This is a genomic window from Albidovulum marisflavi (assembly GCF_025751435.1).
Classification (GTDB): domain Bacteria; phylum Pseudomonadota; class Alphaproteobacteria; order Rhodobacterales; family Rhodobacteraceae; genus Albidovulum; species Albidovulum marisflavi.
This window is the reverse complement of record NZ_JAOWKY010000001.1, coordinates 1,187,249-1,211,217: the sequence shown is the minus strand read 5'-3', so window position 1 is coordinate 1,211,217 and position 23,969 is coordinate 1,187,249. Positions and strand designations below refer to the sequence as shown.

At 65.5% G+C, this 23,969-nt stretch carries 20 protein-coding genes and 1 riboswitch; of the genes, 8 read left to right on the top strand and 12 right to left on the bottom strand.

The annotated features are described in order from the left end of the window. Positions 1-38: 38 nt before the first annotated feature. The 3 genes from glyS to OEW28_RS05825 are packed head-to-tail and all read right to left on the bottom strand — an operon-like array spanning position 39 to position 3,751. Positions 39-2,357, bottom strand: a complete 2,319-nt coding sequence (glyS, locus tag OEW28_RS05835) for a glycine--tRNA ligase subunit beta (RefSeq protein ID WP_263733762.1) — start codon at positions 2,355-2,357, stop codon at positions 39-41. Next, on the bottom strand, positions 2,358-2,831 hold the full coding sequence (locus tag OEW28_RS05830) for a DUF6446 family protein (protein ID WP_263733761.1): 474 nt from the start codon (positions 2,829-2,831) through the stop codon (positions 2,358-2,360). Continuing rightward, on the bottom strand, positions 2,828-3,751 hold the full coding sequence (locus OEW28_RS05825) for a glycine--tRNA ligase subunit alpha (RefSeq protein ID WP_263733760.1): 924 nt from the start codon (positions 3,749-3,751) through the stop codon (positions 2,828-2,830). Before OEW28_RS05825 ends, OEW28_RS05830 begins: the two co-directional genes overlap by 4 nt. Before the next feature lie 153 nt (positions 3,752-3,904). Between OEW28_RS05825 and OEW28_RS05820 the strand changes: the two genes are divergently transcribed. Next, a complete protein-coding gene (locus tag OEW28_RS05820) occupies positions 3,905-5,626 on the top strand; it encodes a trypsin-like peptidase domain-containing protein (protein ID WP_263733759.1) in 1,722 nt (573 codons plus the stop codon). A 37-nt stretch (positions 5,627-5,663) separates the two neighbouring features. On the opposite strand, the gene OEW28_RS05815 is transcribed toward OEW28_RS05820, so the two are convergent. The 5 genes from OEW28_RS05815 to metZ form a co-directional block, all read right to left on the bottom strand. After that, on the bottom strand, positions 5,664-7,244 hold the full coding sequence (locus OEW28_RS05815) for a 5-guanidino-2-oxopentanoate decarboxylase (protein ID WP_263733758.1): 1,581 nt from the start codon (positions 7,242-7,244) through the stop codon (positions 5,664-5,666). Next, positions 7,244-8,692 (bottom strand): TrkH family potassium uptake protein, encoded by a 1,449-nt coding sequence (locus OEW28_RS05810; RefSeq protein WP_263733757.1) that lies wholly within the window; start codon positions 8,690-8,692, stop codon positions 7,244-7,246. Before OEW28_RS05810 ends, OEW28_RS05815 begins: the two co-directional genes overlap by 1 nt. Before the next feature lie 51 nt (positions 8,693-8,743). Beyond that, a complete protein-coding gene (locus OEW28_RS05805) occupies positions 8,744-10,192 on the bottom strand; it encodes a TrkH family potassium uptake protein (RefSeq protein ID WP_263733756.1) in 1,449 nt (482 codons plus the stop codon). Between the two features lie 128 nt (positions 10,193-10,320). After that, the gene (folE2, locus tag OEW28_RS05800) at positions 10,321-11,418 is read right to left on the bottom strand and encodes a GTP cyclohydrolase FolE2 (protein WP_263733755.1); all 1,098 of its coding nucleotides are present in this window, start codon (positions 11,416-11,418) and stop codon (positions 10,321-10,323) included. Positions 11,419-11,513: 95 nt separating this feature from the next. Then, positions 11,514-12,689, bottom strand: a complete 1,176-nt coding sequence (metZ, locus tag OEW28_RS05795; RefSeq protein WP_263733754.1) for an O-succinylhomoserine sulfhydrylase — start codon at positions 12,687-12,689, stop codon at positions 11,514-11,516. A 44-nt stretch (positions 12,690-12,733) separates the two neighbouring features. Further along, a riboswitch (SAM riboswitch) is annotated at positions 12,734-12,812 on the bottom strand. 96 nt (positions 12,813-12,908) lie between these two features. Here metZ and OEW28_RS05790 point away from each other — a divergent pair. Both OEW28_RS05790 and OEW28_RS05785 read left to right on the top strand, forming a co-directional pair. Then, positions 12,909-13,163 carry a hypothetical protein gene (locus tag OEW28_RS05790; RefSeq protein WP_263733753.1) on the top strand — a complete coding sequence of 85 codons (255 nt, stop codon included), beginning with the start codon at positions 12,909-12,911 and terminating at the stop codon, positions 13,161-13,163. A gap of 66 nt (positions 13,164-13,229) precedes the next feature. Further along, positions 13,230-13,931, top strand: coding sequence for a glutathione S-transferase N-terminal domain-containing protein (locus OEW28_RS05785; RefSeq protein WP_263733752.1), 702 nt, complete (start codon positions 13,230-13,232; stop codon positions 13,929-13,931). 10 nt (positions 13,932-13,941) lie between these two features. On the opposite strand, the gene OEW28_RS05780 is transcribed toward OEW28_RS05785, so the two are convergent. From OEW28_RS05780 to ftsY, 3 genes are all read right to left on the bottom strand, one after another. Beyond that, the gene (locus OEW28_RS05780) at positions 13,942-14,550 is read right to left on the bottom strand and encodes an inner membrane-spanning protein YciB (RefSeq protein ID WP_263733751.1); all 609 of its coding nucleotides are present in this window, start codon (positions 14,548-14,550) and stop codon (positions 13,942-13,944) included. A gap of 3 nt (positions 14,551-14,553) precedes the next feature. Further along, a complete protein-coding gene (locus OEW28_RS05775) occupies positions 14,554-15,453 on the bottom strand; it encodes a DMT family transporter (protein ID WP_263734382.1) in 900 nt (299 codons plus the stop codon). A gap of 81 nt (positions 15,454-15,534) precedes the next feature. Continuing rightward, entirely contained in the window at positions 15,535-16,716 is a 1,182-nt protein-coding gene (gene ftsY, locus OEW28_RS05770) for a signal recognition particle-docking protein FtsY (RefSeq protein ID WP_263733750.1), read from the bottom strand. Positions 16,717-16,831: 115 nt separating this feature from the next. On the opposite strand from ftsY, the gene OEW28_RS05765 reads away from it, so the two are divergent. After that, on the top strand, positions 16,832-17,902 hold the full coding sequence (locus OEW28_RS05765; RefSeq protein WP_263733749.1) for an alkane 1-monooxygenase: 1,071 nt from the start codon (positions 16,832-16,834) through the stop codon (positions 17,900-17,902). Positions 17,903-17,961: 59 nt separating this feature from the next. Then, entirely contained in the window at positions 17,962-18,351 is a 390-nt protein-coding gene (locus OEW28_RS05760; protein WP_263733748.1) for a hypothetical protein, read from the top strand. Between the two features lie 3 nt (positions 18,352-18,354). Here the strand turns inward: OEW28_RS05760 and xseA are convergent, their stop codons facing one another. After that, positions 18,355-19,857, bottom strand: coding sequence for an exodeoxyribonuclease VII large subunit (gene xseA, locus OEW28_RS05755; RefSeq protein ID WP_263733747.1), 1,503 nt, complete (start codon positions 19,855-19,857; stop codon positions 18,355-18,357). Positions 19,858-19,924: 67 nt separating this feature from the next. Here xseA and purD point away from each other — a divergent pair, with 67 nt between their 5' ends. From purD to OEW28_RS05740, 3 genes are all read left to right on the top strand, one after another. Continuing rightward, positions 19,925-21,187 (top strand): phosphoribosylamine--glycine ligase, encoded by a 1,263-nt coding sequence (gene purD, locus OEW28_RS05750; protein ID WP_263733746.1) that lies wholly within the window; start codon positions 19,925-19,927, stop codon positions 21,185-21,187. Between the two features lie 109 nt (positions 21,188-21,296). Continuing rightward, complete coding sequence (locus OEW28_RS05745; protein ID WP_263733745.1) at positions 21,297-22,511, top strand: multidrug effflux MFS transporter; 1,215 nt, start codon at positions 21,297-21,299, stop codon at positions 22,509-22,511. Between the two features lie 63 nt (positions 22,512-22,574). Then, entirely contained in the window at positions 22,575-23,969 is a 1,395-nt protein-coding gene (locus tag OEW28_RS05740) for a helix-turn-helix domain-containing protein (protein WP_263733744.1), read from the top strand.

The following is a 23,969-nucleotide window of genomic DNA, read 5'->3' as shown; positions in this document are numbered from 1 at the left end:
GCACCCTGGGTCCGTTTGGGCGGGGCGGGAAGGCCCCGTCAGCCTTCGATCCTGTTCAGGTCCGCGACGGACAGACAGATTGCGCGGATGCGGGACAGAAGGTTCAGCCGGTTGCGGCGCACGACCGCGTTGTCGGTGTTGACCTGCACCGCCTCGAAGAAGGCGTCCATGGGCGCACGCAATGCGGCCATCGCGGACATCGCGGCGGTGAAATCCTCTGACTTCATCGCGGGGGCGATGGCGGCCTCTGCCGCGTCCAGCGCGTCAAAGAGGGTGCGTTCGGTGGCGTCCTCGGCGAACTTCGGATCTGCGCCGAAGCTGTATTCGACGCCGTCCTTTTCTTCCGCTTGCGTCAGGATGTTGTTGGCGCGCTTGAAGCCCTGGAGCAGGTTTTCGCCGTCGTCGGTTTTCAGGAAGGCGGCCAGTGCCTCGGCCCGTTTCACGAGCAGCGTGAGGTCGTCATTGCCCGGCATGGCCAGGCAGGCGTCGATCACGTCGTGGCGGATGCCTTGGTCCTTCAGGTGGACCTTGAGGCGGTCGTGGAAGAAGGAGAGGAGGTCACCAGCAATGGAACCTGCTGGCGCAACGGCTTCTTCTCCCTCATAGTCCTTAACCATTTCAAAGCTTGATGGAGTGCGCACGCGAACGAGTTTCCCACCAACCCAAGCCTCACGGACACTATCCTCTGTATCCGGCATCCAAATCATCTTGCCGTTATTGAACGCGACAAACCTTGTGAGAGTCTCACCTTCGCCCTCAACGCCATTGAAGTTCGACTTCAAACGCTGCCGCTTCCCCAGATGGCCAGCCTTAGCGGTCGCGACAACATTTAGATCAAGTCCATGTTCGAGAAGGTCAGCTAGGTTGCACCTAAGATCGCCCATCAACACCAACCGGATCACCCCGAGCGCCGCCCGCCGCAGGGCAAACGGGTCCTTCGACCCCGTGGGCTTCTCGTCGATGGCCCAGAAGCCGGTCAGGGTGTCGATCTTGTCGGCGAGCGCCACGGCGACGGAGACGGGCTCGGTCGGCACGTCGTCGGAGGGGCCCAGCGGCTGGTAGTGGGCCTTGCAGGCGTTCGCCACCGCCTCGGGCAGCCCGGCGGCACGGGCGTAGTAGACGCCCATGGTGCCCTGAAGTTCGGGGAATTCGCCGACCATGGCGGATTGCAGGTCGGCCTTGGCCACGCGGGCGGCCTCGGCCGCGAGGTCGGGGGCGGCGCCGACCAGCGGCGCGATCTCGCGCGCAAGCGCCTCGATGCGGCCGATGCGGTCAGCCTGTGAACCCAGCTTGTTGTGGAAGGTGACATTGGCAAGGCCCGCGGCCATGCCCTCCATCCCCACCTGATCGACGGTGCGCAGGTCGTTTTCCCAGAAGAACTTGGCATCCGACAGGCGCGCGGACAGCACCTTTTGGTTGCCCTTCAGGATCGTCGCGCCGTGATCGGCGGTGGCGTTGTTCGCGACCGTGATGAAACCTTCGATCCGCCCCGTCTTGGGATTGCGACAGGAAAAGAACTTCTGGTGCTCCTTCATCGAGGTCTGCAGAACCTCGGGCGGCAGGCCCAGGAAATCGTCGTCGATCTTGCCCATCAGGACCACGGGCCATTCGACCAGCCCCGCGACCTCGGTCAGAAGGCCCTTGTCCTCGACCACCTCAAGCCCCGAGGCGAAAGCCATGTTGGTGGCGTCGTGCCAGATGTGTTCGGCGCGGTCCTCCGACGACAGGATCACATGGGCGCGCTTGAGTTTCGCCGCATAGTCGTCGAACCCAGTGACCGCGAAACTGTCGGGCGACAGGAAGCGGTGGCCGCGCGTGGTGTCGCCCGAGGCGATGCCGTCGATGTTCAACTCCACGACCTCGGACCCGTGGTCGTCGGTGAGAAGGCAGAGGATCGAATGCAGCGGACGGACCCAGCGAAGCGTACCCGATCCCCAGCGCATCGACTTCGGCCAGGGGAAGGTGCGGATCGTCGCCTCAAGCACCTCGGCGATGATCTCGGCGGCCTTGCGGCCCGGCTTCTCGATGACGGCGAAATAAGCCTGCCCCTTGCCCGCGTCCCGCACCTCGAGCTGATCCAGCGTCAGTCCGGTCGAGCGCAGAAAACCCTGCAACGCGGCTTCGGGCGCGGTCGTGGCGGGACCTTTGCGTTCCTCGCGCACGGCGCGGCTTTCGGCGGTCAGCGCCTCGATCGCCAACGTCAGGCGGCGCGGCGTCGAAAAGGCCTGCGCGCCGCGATAGGTCAGCCCCGCCTCGACCAGACCGTCGGTGACAAGCTTCTTCAGGTCCTCGCGGGCTTTCGCCTGCATCCGGGCCGGGATTTCCTCGGAAAAGAGTTCGATGAGAAGGTCGGGCATTTACTTTTCCGCGCTTTCGTTCAGCTGGTGCCAGGTATAGGCCCGGCCGTCGGGATAGACCGCGACGACGCGGTCAACGCCGGGGTGGATGTTCTTTTCGGACAGGAAGGCAAGGGCCGCACCGCTTTCCAGGTCCGCGCCGATACGATCGGCGTCGAAGCAGTCGAACCAGGACGGTGCGACAAGCGGCGTGGGATCCTCGTAGGATTCGAAGGTTTCGCTGAGCATCGCCAGCGTCATCGGCGTGACGAAGCAGCCGCGGAACCGCAGGGGGGAGCTGTCGGCGTCGATGCCCTCGAAATCCGAGGTCAGCATCGCCTCTTGCACGCCGCCCAGCGACATCAGCCGGATCGCGGCCGCGGGCGAGGAGACCTCGACCGGCCGGTAGAAGGCGTAGACCTGCAGGTAATACATCGCGGCGCCCGCGACAGCGGCGGTCAGCACGAGGAACCCTCCGATGATCTTGCCATTCACGCCGCGACCCCGCCGCCCGCTTCGGTGGTCACAAAGGCATCGGCGCATTTCTTGGCCAGCGCCCGGACCCGGCCGATATAGGCCTGCCGCTCGGTCACCGAAATCACGCCGCGCGCATCGAGCAGATTGAACAGGTGCGAGGCCTTGATGCACTGGTCGTAGGCCGGATGCGCCATGACGATGCGGCGGCCTGCCTTGTCCTCGGGCTGTGCGGCCAGGATGCGCTCACACTCGGCCTCGGCATCCTCGAAATGCTTGAGCAGCATCTCGGTGTCGGCCTGGTCGAAGTTCCAGCGGCTGTATTCCTGTTCCGTCTGGCGGAAGATGTCGCCGTATTTCAGGGCGATCGGCGCATCTGGATCGTTGAAAGGCATTTCCATGACGTGGTCGATGCCCAGCACATACATTGCCAGCCGCTCCAGCCCGTAGGTCAGTTCGCCCGACACCGGCTTGCAGTCATGTCCGCCGACTTGCTGGAAATAGGTGAACTGGCTGACCTCCATCCCGTCACACCAGACTTCCCACCCCAGGCCCCAGGCACCCAGCGTGGGGCTTTCCCAGTCGTCTTCGACGAAGCGGATGTCATGCAGGCCCGCGTCGATCCCGATGGCGGCCAGCGACCCGAGGTAAAGGTCCTGAAGGTTCGCGGGGCTGGGTTTGATCAGCACCTGGTACTGGTAGTAGTGCTGAAGCCGGTTCGGGTTTTCGCCGTAGCGCCCGTCCGTCGGCCGGCGCGAGGGCTGAACATAAGCCGCGGCCCAAGGGCGCGATCCAAGCGCGCGCAGCGTTGTCGCCGGATGGAAGGTGCCCGCCCCCACTTCCATGTCGTAGGGCTGAAGCACGGCGCAGCCCTGCGCGGCCCAGTAGGACTGGAGCCGCAGGATGATCTCCTGGAACGAACGCGGGGCGGTGGTGTTCATGTCGGGCCTGTTATGGTGCGAAAGCGCGTTCTCAATAGGCAACAGCCTGGGGGCGGTCAATCGGCGCAAGGGGTTTTTGGCGTGACGCCGCCGCCCATCCTGCTAGTTTCGACGCCGGATTCGTCCGATCGGAAACAAAAGGAATTTCTGGGTATGCTTCGTGCGCTTTGCTTTGTCGTTCTGATCACCTCGCTTCTGGGTGCGCGTGTCGCGCTGGCGCAGGAGTCCTGGGTGCAGATAGAGGCGCATTCGACGCTTCAGGAAGCACAAGAGCGCGCGCGCGCTTACGGCGGGGCCTTTCCGAACGTGGTCGGGTATTCGATGTCGACGGGATGGTACGCGGTCGCCCTTGGCCCCTATACGGCGGAAGAGGCGGGCTACGCCCTGACCCGGCTGAAAAGCGACAGGCTGATCCCGGATGACAGCTACGTCACCGACGGGTCGCGGTTCCGGCAGCGATTCTGGCCCGTGGGGACGCTCGGCGCGACCGAGGCGCCGGCGGCAATCGAACCGGAACCCGTGGTGACGGCCCCTGCCGAAGCGCCAGAGGAAACACAGGCCGAAGCCTACGCGTCCGAGGCGTTGCTGACACAAGAAGAACGCAGGCTTCTGCAGACCGCGCTGCAGTGGGCGGGCCACTACACAAGCGCGATCGACGGTGCGATCGGGCCGGGCACGCGGCGCAGCATGGCGGAATGGCAGGCAGAGGCCGGGTATCCGGTGACCGGCGTCCTGACCACGTCGCAGCGCAACGCCCTGATCGGCGCCTACCAGGCCGAGCTTGCGCTTTTCGGCTTCACCAGGGTGCAAGAGGACGAGGCCGGCATCGAAATCGACCTGCCGCTTGGTCTTGTCGCGTTCGACCGCTACGACGCCCCTTTCGCGCGCTTCAGCGAAAAGGACGGATCGGGGTTCCAGGTGCTGCTCATCTCGCGGCCCGGTGACCAGAATTCATTGTTCGCGCTTTACGAGCTGATGCAGACGTTGACGATCGTCCCTCTGGATGGGCCGCGTGACATCCAGCGCAACAGCTTCACGATCTCGGGCGCGAATTCCACGGTCGCATCCTACACCCAGGCAAGCGTGGATGGAGGATTGATAAAGGGCTTCACCCTGGTCTGGAACGCCTCGGACGCCGAGCGCGCCGACCGCGTTCTTCGGACCATGCAGGCAAGCTTCAGGCCCTTCGGAACGCATGCCCTGGATGACAGCCTTGGCCAGCCGCTTGCGGAACCGCGCGAAAACCTGATCGCCGGGATCGAGGTTCGGCGCCCGGTGCTGTCGCGCTCCGGCTTTTACGTCGACGGCGCGGGCACCGTCCTGACCACCGTCGAGGCGGTGAAGCAATGCGGCCGCGTCACACTTGACGGCACGCACGAGGCCGATGTCGTCTATCGGAGCGCCGACAGCGGCATCGCGATACTGAAACCGCGCGAGTCGCTCGCCCCGATGAGCCATGCCGCATTTCGCGCGGTCCCGCCCCGGCGCAATGCCGAGGTGGCGGTCGCGGGCTATTCCTATGGCGACGCGCTGACGCAACCGGTGATGACCTTCGGCACGCTTGCCGATGTGCAGGGGCTTGACGGGGAAACCGAGGTCGCGCGGCTGTCGCTCAGGGCACTGCCGGGCGATGCGGGCGGTCCGGTTTTCGACATGTCGGGATCGGTGGTCGGCATGCTGCTGCCGCGCGAAGACAAGAACGGCCGCGTCCTGCCCGAAGACGTGGGTTACGCGTTGGAGGCCGACGTCATCGCGACGGCACTGGGCGAACAGGGGCTGTCGGCCATGCCCACCGATCGTTCGGGCGCCATGGCACCCGAAGACCTTACGCGGATTGCACAGGGTATGACCGTCCTGGTATCCTGCTGGAACTGACACTTGGGCTTGCGGGCGGCCAAGCCGCCCGCAAGCCTCAGACCATGGCCTGCGTCATGTGGATCAGTGTCGGGCCGTCTGCCGAAAGCGCGTTGTGAACGGCCGACTGAAGATCGCCGATCGATCCGGGACGCACGGCGTTGGCGCCATAAGCCTCGGCAAGGCGCACGAAGTCTGGATTGCGCGCGACGACGGCATTGGGCGCGATCTGCGAGCGCACCATGCTTTCCTCGATCTCCTTCAGCTTGCCGTTGTCCCAGACAAGGATCGGCAGCGGCAGGCCCAGTTCGACCGCCGTCCCAAGCTCCTGGATCGTGTACTGAAGCCCGTAGTCGCCCGCGATCGCGACCACGGGTTCGCCGGGCAGACCGACCTTGCCGCCGATCGCCGCCGGCAGCGCATAGCCCAGCGTGCCGAACCCGAAGGGATGATGCCATAGGCCGGGTTCGGGCATGTCCCAGACCTCCTTTGCGACATAGGCGAACTGGGTCATGTCGGAATAGATCCGCGTCTGTTTGGGCAGGCAGTCGCGCAGCGCGTCCACGACGCGCACGATGCCGGGCCTCTCGGCATCCGTCTCAGCCCGCCAGCGGGCGCGGGCAGCGGCGATCTCTGCGGCGTTCCAACCGCTGGACGCGCGCTCTGGCAGGGCATCGGCAAGAGCGCTCAGGAAAGCGCCCGCATCGCCAAGCACGGCCAAATCCGCGGCGCTGTCGTCGAAAAGCTCGGCCGGGTCGATATCGACGCGCAGAAGCGGCACGTCGGGCAACGCACGCGGCCGCCAGGCGTCAACCTCGGAGAGTTCGGTTCCAATCGCGATGATCAGGTCGGCCCGCGAAAGCATCCGCTCGGCGTCGGGGCGCGCCAGGTAGTTGCCCAGCGACAGGGGATCGCCGGGCGCGACGATCCCGCGCCCGGCGTAGGTGACGATGCTCGCGGCGCGGGTCTTCGCAAGGACCCGGCGCGCGGCCTGCCAGCCTGCGCGCGCGCCACCACCAAAGACGAAAAGGGGACGCTCGGCCCTGGCGATCCGTTCGATTGCCGCCGACAGGTCCGCGGCGACCGGGCGGGCGGGCAATGCACGCGGCGCGTCGAACTCCGGGGCCAGGGCGCCCAGGACCTCGATCGGGACCTGCATGTGCTTGGGCCGGGGCCTGCCCGCGGCGAACTCGGCGAAGGCGCGATCGACAAGCTGGTAGGCGGTGGCGGCGTCCATCGCCGTCCTTGACCAGTCGCAGACGGTTGCGGCCGCGCCTTCCTGGTCCTTCATCTCGTGCAGACGCGCGCGCCCAACCCCCAGGTCCGCGCGGTTGAGGCAGGAGGAAATCGCCAGCACCGGCACGCTGTCCGAATAGGCCTGCCCCAGAGGCGTCAGGATGTTCGTAAGCCCCGGCCCGGTGATGACATAGGCCACGCCCGGCCGCCCGGTCGCGCGCGCGTAGCCGTCCGCCATGAAGCCTGCGCCCTGTTCGTGACGAGCCAGAACATGCGTCAGCCCGGCTTCCTCGATCCCGCGGTAAAGCTCGACATTGTGGACCCCCGGAATCCCGAAGATCACTTCGACACCACGCGATTTCAGCATGTGCGACAACTGCGCACCCAGCGGACGTTCGACCATCAGGCCCTCCAGAATCTTGGCAAGAAAAGAACAAGCACGACCAGAAGCTCCAACCTGCCAAGCAGCATCGCCCCCGTCAGGATCCACTTCGCGGTATCGTTGATCGGCGCGAAATTGCCCGCCGGCCCGATCGTATCGCCCAGCCCTGGTCCTATGTTGGCAATCGCCGTCGCAGCCCCCGAAACCGCCGTCACGAAGTCAAGCCCGGTCATGCCCAGCAGGACCGACGTGACCCCGAGCGTCAGCACGAAAACCCCGAAGAACGACGCGACGGAGCTGATCAGGGCATCGCCCACGGGACGGCCATCGTAGTGCTGCACGAACACGCCGTTCGGGGAATGGATGGCGCGGATCTGCCGAACGACGGCGCCGAACAGGATCTGGTATCGGAAGATCTTGATCGAACAGCAGGTCGAGCCCGCGCAGCCGCCGATCAGCCCGATGAAGAAGAACAGGACAACGGGAAAGCCGCCCCAAAGCTGGTAGTCGACGCTGGCATAGCCGGTTCCGGTAATGATCGACGTGACGTTGAACAGCCCCTCGCGAAACGCGTGTTCGGCGTGGTCCCCGTTCGCCACGACGCGGTAGGCGGCCACGATCAGCACCAGCCCCAGCACGGTCCACATGAAGCCGCGCACCTGGCTATCCTGGAGGAGCGACCTGGTCTGTCCGGACAGGATCTGGACATAGCGCACGAAGGGAAGACTGGCGAGCACCATGAAGATCGAGGCGACGTATTCGGGTGCCCCCTGATACGCGCCGAACGACGCGTCCGAGGTTGAAAACCCTCCGGTCGAAAGCGTCGTCAGCGCGTGGTTGATCGCCTGAAAGCCGTCCAGCCCCACGGCCAGGTAGGCAAGGTGGCACAGGACTGTCAGCCCGACATAGATGACCGAGATATGCGCCGCGATGGCGGCAGCGCGCGGCAGCACCTTGCCACCGGTTTCGAAAGCCTCGGACCGGAAGATCTGCATTCCTCCGACGCGCAGTTCCGGCAGGAAGACCATCGCGACCACGATGATGCCGATCCCGCCGAACCATTGCAGCATCGAGCGCCACAGCAACAGTCCCGGCGGCAGGGACTCAAGCGCGACGAACACGGTCGAACCGGTTGTGGTCAGTCCCGACATCGCCTCGAAGATGGCGTCCACCGCCCTGGCCTCGGTCGCGCCCACAAGGAACGGGATCGCGCCGAACAGCGGCAGCACCGACCAGACGCCGGTCGCGAGCAGAAAGGTTTCCTGTGTGCTGAGCCGTGCCCGCACACCGCCCGCGCAGGCCATCGCAATGATGCCGCCAGTGACGGTGGTGATCAGGGAAGACTGCAGGAAGATGCGCCAGTGCTCGTTCCCATGCAGCAGGTCCGCCATCAATGGAAATAGCATCGTTGCCCCGAAAATTGCGGCAAGCAGGCCGATGACATATCCGACGGGGCGCAGATCGAGCATTTCGCTACCATGTCGAGCGGGCTTGGCCTGTCAAGCCCCTGCCCGCTCCATTCAATCCCGCCAGAAGCGCGGCAGGATGACCACGAACACCGCCAGCAGCGAAAGCCGACCCATGATCATGGCCAGGATCATGAGAAGTTTCGCGACATCGGGGAAATCGATGAAGGTCCCGGTCCTGACCAGCATCGGGCCAAGCCCGTAGCCGATGTTGCCGATGGAGGTCCACGATGCGAAGACGGCGCTTTCGAAATCGACGCCGCTTTGCAGGATCAGCACGGCAATCACCCCGAACGTCAGGATGTAGGCACCCAGATAAAGAATCATCGCGTCGATAGTGTCCGGATCGACCGAGCGGCCCTGGTAACGGATCGGCGCGATGCGATGGGGTGCGTGGATGCGGCGTATCTGCTGGTGGAGGGCTGCGAACATCAACTGCACCCGAAAGACGGACAGCCCCGCGGCGCTCGAGCCCGAACAGGCGCCGATCACGCCAAGCCACATCCCCACGATGATCGCGAAGCTGCCCCAGGCGGGAAACGACCCCATCCCGAAACCCGTGCTCGACATGATCGAGACAAGGTTGAACAGGCTTTCGCGGAATACGCTCTCGGCGGGTTGATCGGACGTCCCGACCCGCCACAGGCAGACGGAAAGCACCGCCACGGTGACCCAGCCCAGATAGGCGCGAACCTGGGCGTCGCGCCACAAGGGCCGCAACCCGCCCTGGACGATCTGGACGTAGCGGATATAGGGCAGGCTGCCCAGCACCATGAACAGCGCCGTCGCATAGTGGATGCCGCTGGAATAGTCCGCGAATGAAGCCGCCCGCGGCGAAAACCCGCCTGTCGCGATCGTGGCCAGCGCATGTTCCACCGCCTCGATCGCTGGCATTCCAAGGAAGGCGTAGGTCCCCATGCAGCAAAGCGTCAGCGTCACGTAGACGAAGAAAAGCTGACCCGCGATATCGGTCGCGCGCGGCAGGATTTTGCCAAAGGTATCGAACCCCTCGGTCCGGAAGAACTGCATGCCGCCGACGCGCATGACCGGAAGGAAGATCATGGCGATGAAGGCGATCCCCAGCCCGCCCAGCCAGTTCAGCATGGCCCGCCACATGTGCACGCCGACCGGCAGGCTGTCGATGTCGACGAAGACCGACGCCCCCGTCGTGGTGATGCCGGACACAGCTTCGAAATAGGCGTCGATCAGGCGCACCGAGGGCGCGCCGATCACAAGCGGCAGCGCCGCGAACAGCGGCACCAGTAGCCAGATCCCGATCGTAAGCAGGAACGCCTGCCGGATCGAAAGGCTATGGCCCGCTCGGTTCTGACAGGTGATCGTGGTCATCAGGCCCACGACGACCGTCATCAGGGCCGATTCGAAGAACGCGCTGGAATTTCCCGTCTGCGCCGCGGCATCCACGATGCCGGGCACGATCATCGTGCCGCCCAGGACAGAGATGATAAGGCCGATCACATATCCGACAGGGCGAAGGTCGATCATGATGGCAAACGGATGCAGCGCGGGAAAGACAGTGTCAATATCCCGCGCGACAATGCAGCCTTGAGGCCAGATCAATCCCGCACTGCGGCGAACGCCGCGCCCTTTGGCGCAAGGTCAGCCTTCTTGCCTCACCCGGCCTTGTGCAGGGACGCGAAAAGCCGGGGATCGATGCTTTCGGACACGAAGGTCGGACCCTCGGTCAGCATTGATACCGCGTCGTGCGAATGCAGGCTTTCCTGGTGGCTTGCCACGATGCGGAAATCACCGATGCGGTCGTCCGCCAGCAGCCTTTCCGCGAAACTGCGGGCGGCGTCCTCGACGAAGATCGGATTGGCGGCGTTCAGCTCGGCGAATGCCTGTTCATCCTCTCGCTTTACCATCACCTGGGTTTCGGTCGGCACTGCGGCGCGGGCAAGGTCGATCAGATCTTCGTACCAAAGCCGCTTGCCGCCGAACTCCACCGCAGAGATGCGTGCGACGGAACGCTGGGAATGAGGCGTTGCAAGCTGACCGCGCGCCTGTCGAGCGTGTTCGGAAAGTTCCAGCGAACAGGGGCAGGTCGACGAATAGACGTAGTCCAGATGGATGATGCGCTTGCGCGCGCCCTCTCTCTCCATCAATTCGAGGGCGATGTCGTAGTATTGCCAGCCGCTCAGACCGGAGCGCAGGGAATTCACCCGCGCCGGGAAGGAAAACCGCATCATCAGGCGGGCGTCGACACTGTCGTGATCGGTCTTGTAGTCCTCAAGCACGGCCTCAAGGACCGAGAACGAGAACGTGCGTTCCGCATGGGCGTAGAAGGACCGCATGATGCGGCTCATGTTGATGCCCTTCTTCTCACCGATCAGGCTGACGGTTCCGGTGACAGAGGTCTCCAGCGTGATGTCGTTGCCGTCGCGGGTGTGGAAGCGGATCGGCAGGCGGAAATTGGATATGCCGACATGCTGGATCTGCGCCTTCGCTCCGACGATCAGGCTTGAGGGCCCGTTCTGCAGATCCGGCATGGAAGCGCGATAGGCGGCGTCGGCCGCGAAGTTCTGCGGATAGACACGGGACAGATCGGGATAGTTGCCGACTTCCCTGCCCGGCAAAAGCCGCGCGATGGCGGGATCAAGCCGTGCAACCTCGGTCGGGTCGGCCTGGGCCGCCCAACGACGCAAGAGCCGAAGCGCCTGTTCGGCGTCGGCACGCTCTGGTTCGCGGTCAATTTCGCCCACGAAGTTCATCGGCATCTCCCAGATCCCAGGGGAATGTCACATTATGTGGGTGCGGGATGGCACTTGTCCAACCCTACACGAACAGTTGCGTCGTTATTGCGACGTCAGACCGCCGCCAGCGCCCCGGTCAGATCGGCAAGCAGGTCTTCGGGATCCTCGAGCCCTACCGACAGGCGGACCAGCCCCGGCGTGATGCCAAGCAGCACCTTCTGCTCGGCCGGCAGGCGCTGGTGGGTTGTCGTGGCCGGGTGGGTGATGATCGTCTTCGCATCGCCAAGGTTGTTGGAAATCATGATGATTTCCAGAGCGTTGAGGAAGCGGAACGCGCCCTCTTGCCCGCCCTTGACCTCAAGCGTCACGACGGTGCCGCCCGCCCCCATCTGCGTCATCGCGATGTCGTGCTGGGCGTGGCCCTTCAGGCCCGGATAGATCACTCGGGCCAGCTTGTCGTGCCCCTCCAGAGCCTTTGCCAGGTCAAGCGCCGATGCCGCTTGCTGGCGGACGCGCAGGTCCAGCGTCTCCATCCCCTTCAGCATCACCCAGGCGTTGAACGGGCTCAGCGCGGCCCCGGTGTGCTTGAGATAGGGTTCCAGCACCTTGCGGATGTAATGCTTCGTGCCGCAGACGATGCCGCCCAGGCAACGGCCAGAGCCGTCGATGTGCTTGGTCGCGGAATAGACGATGACATCCGCACCCAGTTCCACCGCCTTGGAGAACGTCGGCGTGGCAAAGACGTTGTCTACTACGACGGCCGCGCCGACCGCGTGGGCGATTTCGGCGACGGACTTGACGTCGATCACCTCAAGCGTCGGGTTCGACACCGACTCGAGGAAGACGACCTTGGTGCCCTCGCGCACGGCCGCGCGCCACTGGTCCAGGTCCGTGCCGTCGACCAGCGACACTTCGACACCGAAACGCCCAAGGATCTCAAGCACGTAAAGGCATGACCCGAACAGCGCGCGCGCCGCGACCACGTGATCGCCCGCCTTCAGCATCGAGGTCAGCGCGCCGTTGACGGCTGCCATTCCGCTGGCCGTTGCGAACGCGTCTTCGGTGCCCTCGATCGCGGCCATGCGTTCCTCGAAGATCCGGACGGTCGGGTTGCCGTAGCGCGCATAGATGAATTCGTCCGGCCCGCTCTCGATGAAGCGCGCCTCGGCCTGTTCGGCGCTGTCATAGACGAAACCCTGCGTCAGAAAGATCGCCTCGGACATCTCGCCGTACTGGCTGCGCCGGGCCCCGGCGTGGATCAGTTTCGTGCGCGTCTTCCAATCAGTCATGGCCGTTCCTCCGGCAACAAAAAGCCCCCACCGGGACGGGTGGGGGCCAAGGGCCTCCGACCTTTTTAGCGGCATGTTTAACGTGGCCCGCAATCCGGTGAACAAATCGCCACGCTCGCGCGATAGCGCGAAGCGCGCGCCAGGTCAACTGGTAGCTGGGGCTTGTCGGCGCACCGGCATTGGGTGAAAGTCCCTGACAGAAGCCAAAGGAGGTCCCGTATGTCCCGCACCGCGCTTGCCTGCATCCTTGCGCTTGCCGCCTGCGCGCCCGCCGCCACGCCGCCCGAGGTTGGATCGGTAAGCTATGCAGGCGCGACCTATCCGATCCATGCCCTGGGTTCGGATCCGACCGTGTGGCGCGTGGAAGCCGGCGGCCAGGTCGTCACCTGCCGCGCCGCGACCGAAGAGGACTGCTACTGGTCGCTTCGAAATTACCTGCAAAGCCGCGCCGCGCTTGATGACATTGAGCCCTGATCACGTTTTCGAAACCTGGACGATCAGGCCCGCCGCAGCCCGCCGCCGCACTTTGGGAAGGCCTTCATGACCGACATGCTGGACGCATTCTTCTGGCCCGCGCCCAACGGCTGGAAGCTTACCATCGCGCTTGAGGAGATGGGCCTTCCCTACAGCCTGCGCCTGGTGAACATCGACGCGGGCGAACAGCACGCCCCCGACTTCCTGCGCGTCTCGCCCAACGGTCGAATTCCGGCGATCGTCGACCCGAACGGCCCTGGCGGCGCGCCGGTCTCGGTCTTTGAGAGCGGGGCCATCCTGCTTTACCTTGGCCGGAAGACCGGACAGTTCCTTGGCCGCACCGAGAGAGAGCGGATTTCGGTCCTGGAATGGCTCATGTGGCAGATGGGCGGACTTGGGCCAACTGCCGGGCAGGCGCATTATTTCCTGCGCACCGTGCCGGGCACCGATCCCGACCAGGACGTGACCTTTCCGCAGGCGCGGTTTCGCAAGGAGGTCGCGCGACTATACGCGGTGCTCGATCGCCGGCTGGCCACCCATGAATACGTCGCGGGCGACTTCCTGTCCGTCGCGGATTTCGCGATATGGCCGTGGGCATCCCAGTGGATCCGGCAGGGACAGACGCTGGGGGACAAGCCGCATTTCAGCCGGTGGCTCCGCGCGCTTGGCACACGCCCCGCGCTGCGGCGCGGGCGTCTCTTGCACGCCGAACTTCGCAAGGAGACAGCGGAAGAACTTGCGCACCGCAGGGAAATTGTCGGCGGCTGACCCCGCGGCCTTAGCCGTCCTGGTTGCCGTCCTTGATGCCGTAGCGCTGCAGCAAGCGGCCCTGCGCCATGAAGAAGACGAACATCGCCGCTGTCAGGCCGAAGGTCTTGAAGTTGACCCATGCCGTGTCGGACATCGTGCGCCAGATGACCTCGTTCAGGATCGCGAGCGCGCCAAAGAACGCAGCCAGACGGCGGGTCAGGATCATCCACCCCTCATGCTCAAGCGGCATGACCTCATCCATGACAAGCGCCAGGTAAGACGTGCCGCGCAACAGCCCGAAGCCCAGAACGCCCGCGAAAAGCAGGTAGATCATCGTCGGCTTCATCTTGAAGAACCGTTCGTCGTTGAACCAGACCGAAAGCCCCCCGAAGACGATCACCAGGACAAGGGTCACGATCTGGATCGTCGCGATCCGCCCGGTCAGCCGCCAGAGCGCGAGCGTGCTCAGGATCATCAGCGGCACGAAAATCGCTGTCGCCAGGATGAAGCCGCCATAGCTCGTGCCGCCGAACACGAAGTGCGCGTCCTTGAAGCGGGTAAAGGCCACGAAGAAGGCCAGAACCGGGCCAAACTCCAGCGCCAGCTTCAGCCACGGATTGATCTTGCGTCCGGCCACTTTCTACCCCGCCAGTTTCACGACCACGGCGCCCGCCGCGATCAAAATCATGAGTCCCAGCCTGCGCGGCCCAACCCCTTCCCCCAGCATCAGCCAGCCGATCAACGCGGCGAACAGGGTGGAGGTTTCCCGCAATACCGCCGCCTCCCCCACCTTGTCGAGCCTTGTGGCCAACATGAATGTGCCGAAACTTGCCCATGCGACGATCGCTCCCACCACGCCGCGCAACGCAAGACCGGGCAGCGCCGAAGACGGGAGGCGCCGCCAGCGCCGCCATGTCCAGACCGGCATGAAGACCCCGTCGACCAGGAAGAACCAGGCCAGGAAGGTGAAGGGATCCGCTGTCGAGCGGATACCGAAGGCGTCGTAGGTCGAATAAAGCGCGACGAAGCCCCCTGTCAGGATCGCCAGCAGGATCGCGGGCACCAGCGTTTCGCGCCCCAGCGTCAGCGTCCTGTAGTTGTAGACCGCGAACCCCCAGATACCCGCAACCAGAATCGCCACGCCGAGCCATTGCCCCGGCGCGAAATGTTCCCCCAGAAGGACGCTTGCCCCCAGCACGGTAAACAGCGGGGCCGTGCCGCGCACCACGGGATAGACGACGGTATAGGCCCCGCGCGAATAGGTCGCCGCCTGCGCCAGCTTGTATCCCGCGTGGATCACGAAGGCACCGGCGAGGATCGGCCAGAGATGCGGCTCGGGCCAGGGAACGACGAACAGCGCGATCGGAAGCGCCATCAGCGCGTAGCAGGCATCGATCGCCGCGCGCGACAGCCAGGGATCGTGGCGACCCTTCTGCAGCGCCCCGAACAGCGCGTGGGTGAATGCGGCCCACAGGGCAAGACCCATGGCCAGGTGGTGCCCAGCCTCGGTCCCTTCAAGCGAGATCAACCAGTCGCTCAGCAAGCGTCAAGCCCACGGGGCGCGCCCTCGGGCTCTCCGACGGTCAGGTTGGGCCACGGCGTCAAGGTCGGCATTGAGGGCTCAGCCATCCATCCCGACAAGGGCGCAGGCAAAGTCCTGAGGATCGAATGGCGCCAGATCGTCGATCTGCTCGCCCACGCCGATGGCATGGATCGGAAGGCCGAACCGATCCGCCAGCGCAACCAGGACGCCGCCCTTGGCAGTGCCGTCAAGCTTGGTCATAACCAGGCCCGACACATCGGCCAGCTTGCGGAAGGTGTCGACCTGGCTCAACGCGTTCTGACCCGTGGTCGCATCAAGGACCAGAAGCGTGTTGTGCGGCGCCGAGGCGTCCTTCTTGCGGATGACGCGCACGATCTTGGCCAGTTCCTCCATCAGGTCCTGGCGGTTCTGAAGCCGCCCGGCGGTGTCGATCAGCAGCAGGTCGGCCCCCTCGCGCTCGGCGCGGTCCATGGCGTCGAAGGCAAGGCTGGCGGGGTCGGAGCCTTCCGGCGCGGTCATCACGGGCACGCCTGCGCGGGCGCCCCAGACTTGAAGCTGTTCGACGGCGGCGGCGCGGAACGTATCGCCCGCGGCGATCACCACCTTCTTGCCCGCGGCGCGGAACTGGCTGGCAAGCTTGCCGATCGTCGTGGTCTTGCCTGATCCGTTGACCCCCACGACCAGGACGACCTGCGGCTTCTTCGCGTAAAGCGGCAGAGGCCGCGCGACGGGCTCCATGATCCGGGCGATTTCACCTGCCAGCAGGCCCTTGATCTCGGCCACGGAAAGCTTGCGCCCCATGCGGCCCTCGGCAAGGTTGGCGGTCACGCGCAGTGCGGTCTCAACCCCCATGTCGGCCTGGATCAGCACCTCTTCCAGGCTTTCGATCATCGCGTCATCCAGCACGCGACGGGGCGCGGAGGACTCGCCACGACCGAAGATGCGCCCAAGCAAGCCCGGCTTTTCGGCAAGGGAAGCGGCAGAGGACGGCGCTTGGCCGGGCAACTCCTGTGGCGGCTCCATCGGCGTTTCTGCGGGCGCTGCGGGAACCTCGTCAGGCATGTGCGGAAGTTCGGCCGGCGTCGCCGCGGGCGTTTCGGACGGCGGCTGGGGGACCTCGCCGGGTGCAGGTTCGGGGACGGTGTCAGCCGCGGTCTCGGGTTTTGCGTCCGGCGCGTCGGCCACGATCGCCTCAAGCCCCTCTTCGAGCTTCGAGGAGGATTTGAAGAGCCGTTCCTTCAGTTTCGAGAAAAACGCCATTGCACACCCCGTCCGTGAATGTCTCCACCTAGTCTTTTTGGATCGGGGATGGAAGAGTGGGGTCCGCACCACCTGCGTGCCTTCGTCTTGGACTTGCAGGAAGGACCAGACAGAAATGACCGCAATCGCCTCTCGTGTCCTGTCCACTCCCGTCGCCCGGTTCTGGGCGGCAAGTGCCGTGCCGATCGTCCTTCTGGCGCTGGCCGCCATTCTTGGCGGATGGTTCAGCCTTGCCGCCTTCCTGTGGATCACCGGCGTGGTCTTCGCCATGGACGAGGCAGAGGTCATCCCCCGCGGGATCATGGGCGGGGCAGACGACCCGCGGCTGACGCTTTGGCTGCCGGTGGCGCTCGGCATCGCGCATTTCCTGATGATCCCGCTGGTGTTGTGGTCGCTGACCGCACCCGTTCCTGGGCTCTGGGACTGGTTTGTGACCTTCCTTGCTTTCGGGCTATGGTTTGGCCAGGTGTCGAACGCCAACGCGCACGAACTGATCCACCGGTCGGATCGCCGCCTGTTCCAGCTGGGCATGTGGGTCTACACCTCGCTGCTGTTCGGCCATCACACCTCGGCCCATCGCAAGGTGCACCATCGCTTCGTCGCCACGACGGACGATCCGAACACCGCCCAGTGGGGCGAAAGCTTCTACGCCTTCGCTGTCCGCGCCTGGCCTGGCGCCTTCCGGGCGGGCTATGAGATCGAGAGGTTCCTGATGCGGCCCAGGCTTGGCCGCAAGGCGGGCCGCATCAATCCCTACGCGGTCTACATTGGCGGCGCCCTGGCCGTTCTCGTCGTGATCGGCGCAATCTTCGGTCTGGCCGGCATCCTGGTCTGGATCGCGCTGTCGGCGCATGCGCAATCGCAGATCCTGCTTTCGGATTACGTCCAGCACTACGGGCTGCTCCGCAAGACGGGCCCCGACGGACGGGCAGAGCCAGTTGGCCCCCAGCACAGCTGGGACGCGCCGCAGGGCTTTAGCGGCCTTTCGCTATTGAACGCCAACCGGCATGCGAACCACCACATGCGGCCGGGCCTGAGCTTCGCGGAACTGGAACTGTCACCCGGCGACAAGGCGCCGCTGCTGCCCCATTCGCTTCCCGTGATGGCGACGGTTGCGCTTTTTCCGCGCCTGTGGCGGCGGATCATGGACCGCCGCCTGCCGCTCGAGGACAGTCGCGCGCTCTGACGGCTTTCGCATCGGGCTGCGCTGTGCGATCCTTGCGCAGTTTTCGAGATGAGGTTGCGATGCGCAGCGCCATGCTTCTCATCCTCCTGTCCGGCCCGGTCCTGGCCGCCGACGACAGCCCGCTGTCGGCCGAGGAGTTCGAGGCGCGCACCACTGGCCGCACGATCACCTATTCCAGCGGCGGAACTTACTACGGCACCGAACAATACCTTCCAGATCGCCGGGTCATCTGGACATTCGGAGACTTCTGCCGCGAAGGCCGTTGGGAGGCCGTCGGCGAAATGATCTGCTTCACCTACGAGGACAGTCCCGAACCGTCCTGCTGGATCTTCCGCGCACACGGCGGCGGGCTTGCCGCCTGGAGCGATGACGACCCCTCGGGCGAACCGCTGGTTTCGACCTACCAAAGCCACGCTCCGATGGCGTGTGGTCCAAAGGTCGGCGTCTGACAGTCAGAACAGGCTTCCCTGGGACGGTGGCGGATCGCCCCGTGACTTGCGCTGCTTGGGGCCCGCGCCGGTCCCGGCGGACAGACGGCCATCCTGGAACTCGATCTCGAACGACCCGGCCGCCTCTGCTGCCGCCTTGGTGGTCAGCAGGCCGCACTCACCCCGCACCACGGCATAGCCGCGGCGCAGCGTTTCCGTATAGCCAAGCGTCTGGCGCATCCGGTCAAGGGCGCCAAGGCGTTCCGTCAAGCTGGCCAGACGCAGGGGCATCGCTGCCTCAAGGCGGGCGCCGAGGCCGTCAAGATCTGTGCGCCGACGCGCCGTGTCGCGGCCCGCGTCGCGGGCAAGCCGCTGAAGGGCCGGGCCCAGACGGGCAGCACGCTCTTGCAGAAACCGCCGCTCGCGCCCGATGAACGAGGTCAGCAGGCCGGGCTGCATCCGCGCCGCCGTCGCATTGAAGGTCGCCCGCTTGCGCGTCGCCGCCGCCAGAAGCGCAGGCCCCAGCCGGTCGGACCAGTTGTCGAACCGCTGGCGCGCCGGATCCAGCAGCGCCTCCGGGCGGCCAAGCGCACGGGACAGGTCCGAAAGCCGCTGCTGCCGCAGATCCTGGCGCTGGCGGATCGAGCGGGTCATGCGTGCGCCCTGCTCGGACGACCAGGCCAGTAGCTCCATCCGCACCGGCACCGCCATCTCCGCCGCGGCCGTGGGCGTCGGCGCCCGCCGGTCTGACGCGTAGTCGATCAGCGTCGTGTCTGTTTCATGCCCGACCGCCGAGATCAGCGGAATGCGCGAGGCAGCAGCGGCCCGCACGACGACTTCCTCGTTGAAGCCCCAGAGGTCCTCGATCGATCCACCGCCGCGCGCGACAATGATCAGATCAGGGCGCGGCACGGGCCCATCGGCGGGCAGCGCGTTGAACCCCAAAATTGCAGCGGCGACTTCTGGCGCGCATTTCTCTCCCTGGACCGCGACAGGCCAGATCACGACGCGGCGTGGGAATCGGTCGCGCAGGCGGTGCAGGATGTCCCGGATCACCGCGCCCGAAGGCGAGGTGACGACACCGATGACATCCGGCAGGAAGGGAATGGACTTCTTTCGGGCCGTATCGAAAAGCCCCTCGGCCGCAAGCGCAGCCTTGCGCTTTTCAAGCATCACCATCAGTGCGCCCGCGCCGGCCGGCACGATATCCTCGACGATGAGCTGGTATTTCGACTGGCCGGGAAAGGTGGTCATTCGGCCGATGGCGATGACCTCCATCCCTTCTTCGGGGCGCACGGTCATCCGTGCGGCCTGGCCCTTCCAGCTGACCGCCGCGATCACCGCGCGGTCATCCTTGAGATCGAAATAGAGATGCCCCGAAGACGGACGGGACACGCGCGAGATCTCTCCCCTCACACGGACATGGCCAAATTCGCCCTCGATCACGCGCTTCACCGCGCCCGATATTTCCGAGACGGTGTATTCGGGCTGATTGCCCCGCGGGGCGCTTTCTTCCAGAAGGTCCATGGGGCGCTTGTATCCTTTGCCCCCCCACCTTAGAACGCGCGCGAACGAAGGCCAAGGGAGCGGTCGCATGAACATTCTGATCCTCGGCGGCGGCGGGCGCGAACATGCGCTGGCCTGGGCGGTCAAGCAGAACCCGAAGTGCGACCGGCTGATCGTGGCGCCGGGCAATGCCGGGATATCCGCCATCGCGGAATGCGCCGACATCGACATCCTGAGCGGCGCGACCGTCGTCACATTCGTCGAGGAAAACGCGGTCGATTTCGTGATCGTCGGCCCCGAGGCACCGCTGGCTGCCGGGGTTTCCGACGCGCTGCGCGCAGCTGGCATCCTGACCTTCGGCCCCTCGGCCGAGGCAGCGCGGCTTGAGGCGTCCAAGGGCTTCACCAAGGAAATCTGCGACGCATCCGGCACGCCAACCGCTGGCTACGCGCGCTTCACCGACAAGGCGGCGGCTGCCGACCACGTCCGGCAGAACGGCGCGCCCATCGTGGTCAAGGCCGACGGCCTTGCCGCTGGCAAGGGCGTGGTCGTCGCCATGACCGAGGACGAGGCGCTGGCCGCGCTGGACGACATGTTCGGTGGCAGCTTCGGTGCCGCCGGCGCGGAGGTCGTGATCGAGGAATTCATGGAGGGCGAGGAAGCCTCGTTCTTTGTGCTGTGCGACGGGACGGACGTGCTGCCAGTCGGCACCGCGCAGGACCACAAGCGCGTGGGCGAAGGCGACACCGGACCGAACACAGGCGGCATGGGCGCCTATTCCCCCGCCCCGGTCCTGTCGGACGACATCGCCCAGGCCGCGCTGGACCGGATCGTGAAGCCCACGGTTGCCGAAATGGCGCGGCGCGGAACGCCGTTCCAGGGCGTGCTTTACGCGGGGCTGATGATCAAGGACGGACAGCCGCGGCTCGTCGAATACAACGTCCGCTTCGGCGATCCCGAGTGCCAGGTCCTGATGATGCGACTGGGTGCGCAGGCGCTGGATCTCATGCTGGCCTGCGCCGAAGGACGGCTGGCCGAGGCGCGCGTGAACTGGGCCGACGACCACGCGCTGACCGTCGTCATGGCGGCCGAGGGTTACCCCGGCACCTATCGCAAGGGAACCGAGATCCGCGGCCTGGACGCCCTGCCTCCGGATTCGTTCCGCATCGTATTCCACGCCGGCACGGCCGAACATGATGGACATGTCGTCGCGACGGGCGGGCGTGTCCTGAACATCACGGCGCGCGGCGCCTCGCTGGCCGATGCGCGTGACCGTGCTTACGCGATGGTCGACGCGATCGACTGGCCCGAGGGGTTCTGCCGCCGCGACATCGGCTGGCGGGCGCTCTAAGACCTCTGGCTTCGGATCACGCGGATCGCCTTTTCGGCGGCGCGGCCCCGATTGTACGGACCACAATTTGCCAGTGGACAACGCGCGGGCGCGGACCTAGCAGTTTGGGATGATCGATCGCCCGACAAGCCGGTTCCTGATCCGGTCCACCCCGCCGCACATCGCGACGCTGATCCTCATCGCGGGGATATCGGCGCTGTCGATGAACATCTTCCTGCCCTCGCTTCCCGCGATGGCCAAGGCGTTCGGCACCGATCCCCACGTCATGAACCTGGCCATCGCAGGCTATCTAGGCGTCAACGCCGTGCTGCAGGTCCTGATCGGCCCGCTGGCCGACAGGATCGGCCGGCGCCCGGTGATCCTTGGCGGGCTGGCGGTCTTCGTGCTGGCCACGATCGGCTGCATCCTTGCGCCGACGATCGAGCTTTTCCTGCTGTTCCGGATGATCCAGGCGGTCATCGCCGTGTGTTTTGCCGTATCGCGCGCCATGATCCGCGACATGGTCCCGCCCGAGGAGGCGGCATCCATGATCGGATATGTCACGATGGGCATGGCGATCGTCCCGATGATCGGACCTGCCATCGGCGGCGAACTGGACCGCGCCTTCGGATGGGAGGCCAGCTTCTGGGCACTTGCGGTAGCGGGGCTGGCCATCGGCGCGCTCTGCTGGGCGGACCTGGGGGAAACCCAAGTTCATCGCTCAGCCGGGATCGGCAAGCAGCTTCGCGAATACCCAGAACTGCTCGCCTCGCCCAGGTTCTGGGGCTATTGCATGGCATCGGCCCTGTGTTCGGGGGCGTTCTTCGCCTATCTTGGCGGCGCGCCCTTCGTCGGGACCGAAGTCTTTGGCCTGGCCTCTGACAAGCTTGGCTACTTCATCGGTGCGCCGGCGCTTGGCTATGCGGCGGGCAACTACCTGTCGGGCCGCTTTTCACGTCAGGCCGGGATCGACCGAATGGTTCTTTGGGGCACGCTGATCACGGCGGCGGGCACAGCGCTTTCGCTGGCCCTGACCTATGCCGGACTGACCGACCAGTGGAGCTTCTTCGGACTGATGACCTTCGTCGGCCTGGGCAACGGCATGGTGATCCCGAACGCGACATCGGGGATGCTGTCGGTCCGCCCGCATCTGGCCGCTACCGCGTCGGGCCTGGGCGGGGCGATGATGCTGGGGGGCGGCGCGCTGCTGTCCGGGCTTGTGGGTGCAGTATTGACGCCCGGCTCGGGGGCGGCGCCCTTGCAATGGATCATGGTGCTGACATCGATCGCGGCCACGATGTCGGCGCTCTTGGTCATCGCGCGGCGCCGAGCCATCCGCCGCTAGGCGCTTGCGCGGCGGGTTTGCAAAAACTACCGTGCGGGTTGGCAAACCCGCCCGGAGCAGATCATGGCCACGCAGAAGCTTTACGCAGGCGTCAAGCTGCGCGAGACGCGCGCGCGGCTGGGGCTGACCCAGCGGGCCTTTGCCCAGAAGCTTGGCGTGTCGCTGCCCTATCTCAACCAGATGGAGAACAACCACCGCCCGGTTTCGGCGACAGTAGTGCTGGCGCTTGCGGGAGAGTTCGGTCTGGACGTGACCGAGCTTTCATCCGGCGATGCCGAACGGATCGTCACCGACATGCGAGAGGCGCTGGCCGATCCGGTCTTTGCGGATATGGCGCCGCCGCTGGCCGATCTGCGCCTGACCGCGTCGAACGCGCCGGCCTTCGCGCGGGCCTTCCTGGAGCTGCACCGCGCCTACAGGCAAAGCCACGAACGACTTGCTTCGCTTGACGAGGCATTGGGGCGGGACGATGCGGCGGCCCTGGCGTCACCCTGGGAAGAGGTGCGGGACTTCTTCCACTACTGCGACAACTACATCGACGCGGTCGATCATGCGGCAGAGCGTTTTGCTGCGCCCGACGGGCGGCTGGCCGATCCCGTCGCGCGCGCGGTCGAGGTGCTGAAGACACGCGGCATCGCGGTGGACTTCGCGGACAGCCCGGCGCTTCGCGAAGCATCCGAGGGGCGGTTGGTCCTGTCGACGCGCGCCGCCGCACCGACCCAGCGGTTCCAGATCCTGCACCAACTGGCGCTTGTGACCCACGACGACCTGCTGGAGGCGACGCTCGACCTTGCGCGCTTTCAGACCGAGGCCGCGCGCGCGATCGCCAAGATTGGCCTTGCCAACTATTTCGCGGGGGCAGCACTTCTGCCCTATCGTGCGTTCATGGAAGCCGCGCAGGAAAGCCGGCATGACCTGGAACGGTTGGCCGACCGCTTCGGCGCCTCGATCGAACAGGTCGCGCACCGTCTTTCGACGCTTCAGCGACCGGGGCTGAAGGGCATCCCCTTCTTCTTTGTCCGTGTCGATCAGGCGGGAACCATCACCAAGCGGCATTCGGCGACACGGCTTCAATTCGCGCGCTTCGGCGGCGCCTGCCCCTTGTGGAACGTGCATCAGGCGTTCGAAACGCCGGGCCGGTTCCTGCGCCAGCTTGCGGAAACCCCGGACGGGGTCCGCTACCTGTGCCTTGCGCGCGACATTTCGAAATCGGGCGGATCCTTCAACGCACCCGTCAGGCGTTTCGCCATCGGTCTGGGCTGCGAGATCAGCCATGCCAAGGGGCTGGTCTATGCCGACGACCTGGACCTGACGAACGCCCGCGCCTACGAACCGATCGGCATTTCGTGCCGGATCTGCGAAAGGCGCGGGTGCCACCAGCGGTCAGTGCCGCCGCTGGAACGACGGCTTCGCGTCGATCCGTCGCGGCGGGGGCTTCTGCCTTACGAAGTGGAGTGA

What these genes read in the sequence shown, in the direction of transcription:
- glyS (WP_263733762.1), bottom strand. Translation starts at nt 2,357, where the DNA reads ATGCCCGACCTTCTCATCGAACTCTTTTCCGAGGAAATCCCGGCCCGG.
- OEW28_RS05825 (WP_263733760.1), bottom strand. Translation starts at nt 3,751, where the DNA reads ATGAACACCACCGCCCCGCGTTCGTTCCAGGAGATCATCCTGCGGCTC.
- OEW28_RS05820 (WP_263733759.1), top strand. Translation starts at nt 3,905, where the DNA reads ATGCTTCGTGCGCTTTGCTTTGTCGTTCTGATCACCTCGCTTCTGGGT.
- OEW28_RS05815 (WP_263733758.1), bottom strand. Translation starts at nt 7,244, where the DNA reads ATGGTCGAACGTCCGCTGGGTGCGCAGTTGTCGCACATGCTGAAATCG.
- OEW28_RS05810 (WP_263733757.1), bottom strand. Translation starts at nt 8,692, where the DNA reads ATGCTCGATCTGCGCCCCGTCGGATATGTCATCGGCCTGCTTGCCGCA.
- OEW28_RS05805 (WP_263733756.1), bottom strand. Translation starts at nt 10,192, where the DNA reads ATGATCGACCTTCGCCCTGTCGGATATGTGATCGGCCTTATCATCTCT.
- folE2 (WP_263733755.1), bottom strand. Translation starts at nt 11,418, where the DNA reads ATGAACTTCGTGGGCGAAATTGACCGCGAACCAGAGCGTGCCGACGCC.
- metZ (WP_263733754.1), bottom strand. Translation starts at nt 12,689, where the DNA reads ATGACTGATTGGAAGACGCGCACGAAACTGATCCACGCCGGGGCCCGG.
- OEW28_RS05790 (WP_263733753.1), top strand. Translation starts at nt 12,909, where the DNA reads ATGTCCCGCACCGCGCTTGCCTGCATCCTTGCGCTTGCCGCCTGCGCG.
- OEW28_RS05785 (WP_263733752.1), top strand. Translation starts at nt 13,230, where the DNA reads ATGACCGACATGCTGGACGCATTCTTCTGGCCCGCGCCCAACGGCTGG.
- ftsY (WP_263733750.1), bottom strand. Translation starts at nt 16,716, where the DNA reads ATGGCGTTTTTCTCGAAACTGAAGGAACGGCTCTTCAAATCCTCCTCG.
- OEW28_RS05765 (WP_263733749.1), top strand. Translation starts at nt 16,832, where the DNA reads ATGACCGCAATCGCCTCTCGTGTCCTGTCCACTCCCGTCGCCCGGTTC.
- OEW28_RS05760 (WP_263733748.1), top strand. Translation starts at nt 17,962, where the DNA reads ATGCGCAGCGCCATGCTTCTCATCCTCCTGTCCGGCCCGGTCCTGGCC.
- xseA (WP_263733747.1), bottom strand. Translation starts at nt 19,857, where the DNA reads ATGGACCTTCTGGAAGAAAGCGCCCCGCGGGGCAATCAGCCCGAATAC.
- purD (WP_263733746.1), top strand. Translation starts at nt 19,925, where the DNA reads ATGAACATTCTGATCCTCGGCGGCGGCGGGCGCGAACATGCGCTGGCC.
- OEW28_RS05745 (WP_263733745.1), top strand. Translation starts at nt 21,297, where the DNA reads ATGATCGATCGCCCGACAAGCCGGTTCCTGATCCGGTCCACCCCGCCG.
- OEW28_RS05740 (WP_263733744.1), top strand. Translation starts at nt 22,575, where the DNA reads ATGGCCACGCAGAAGCTTTACGCAGGCGTCAAGCTGCGCGAGACGCGC.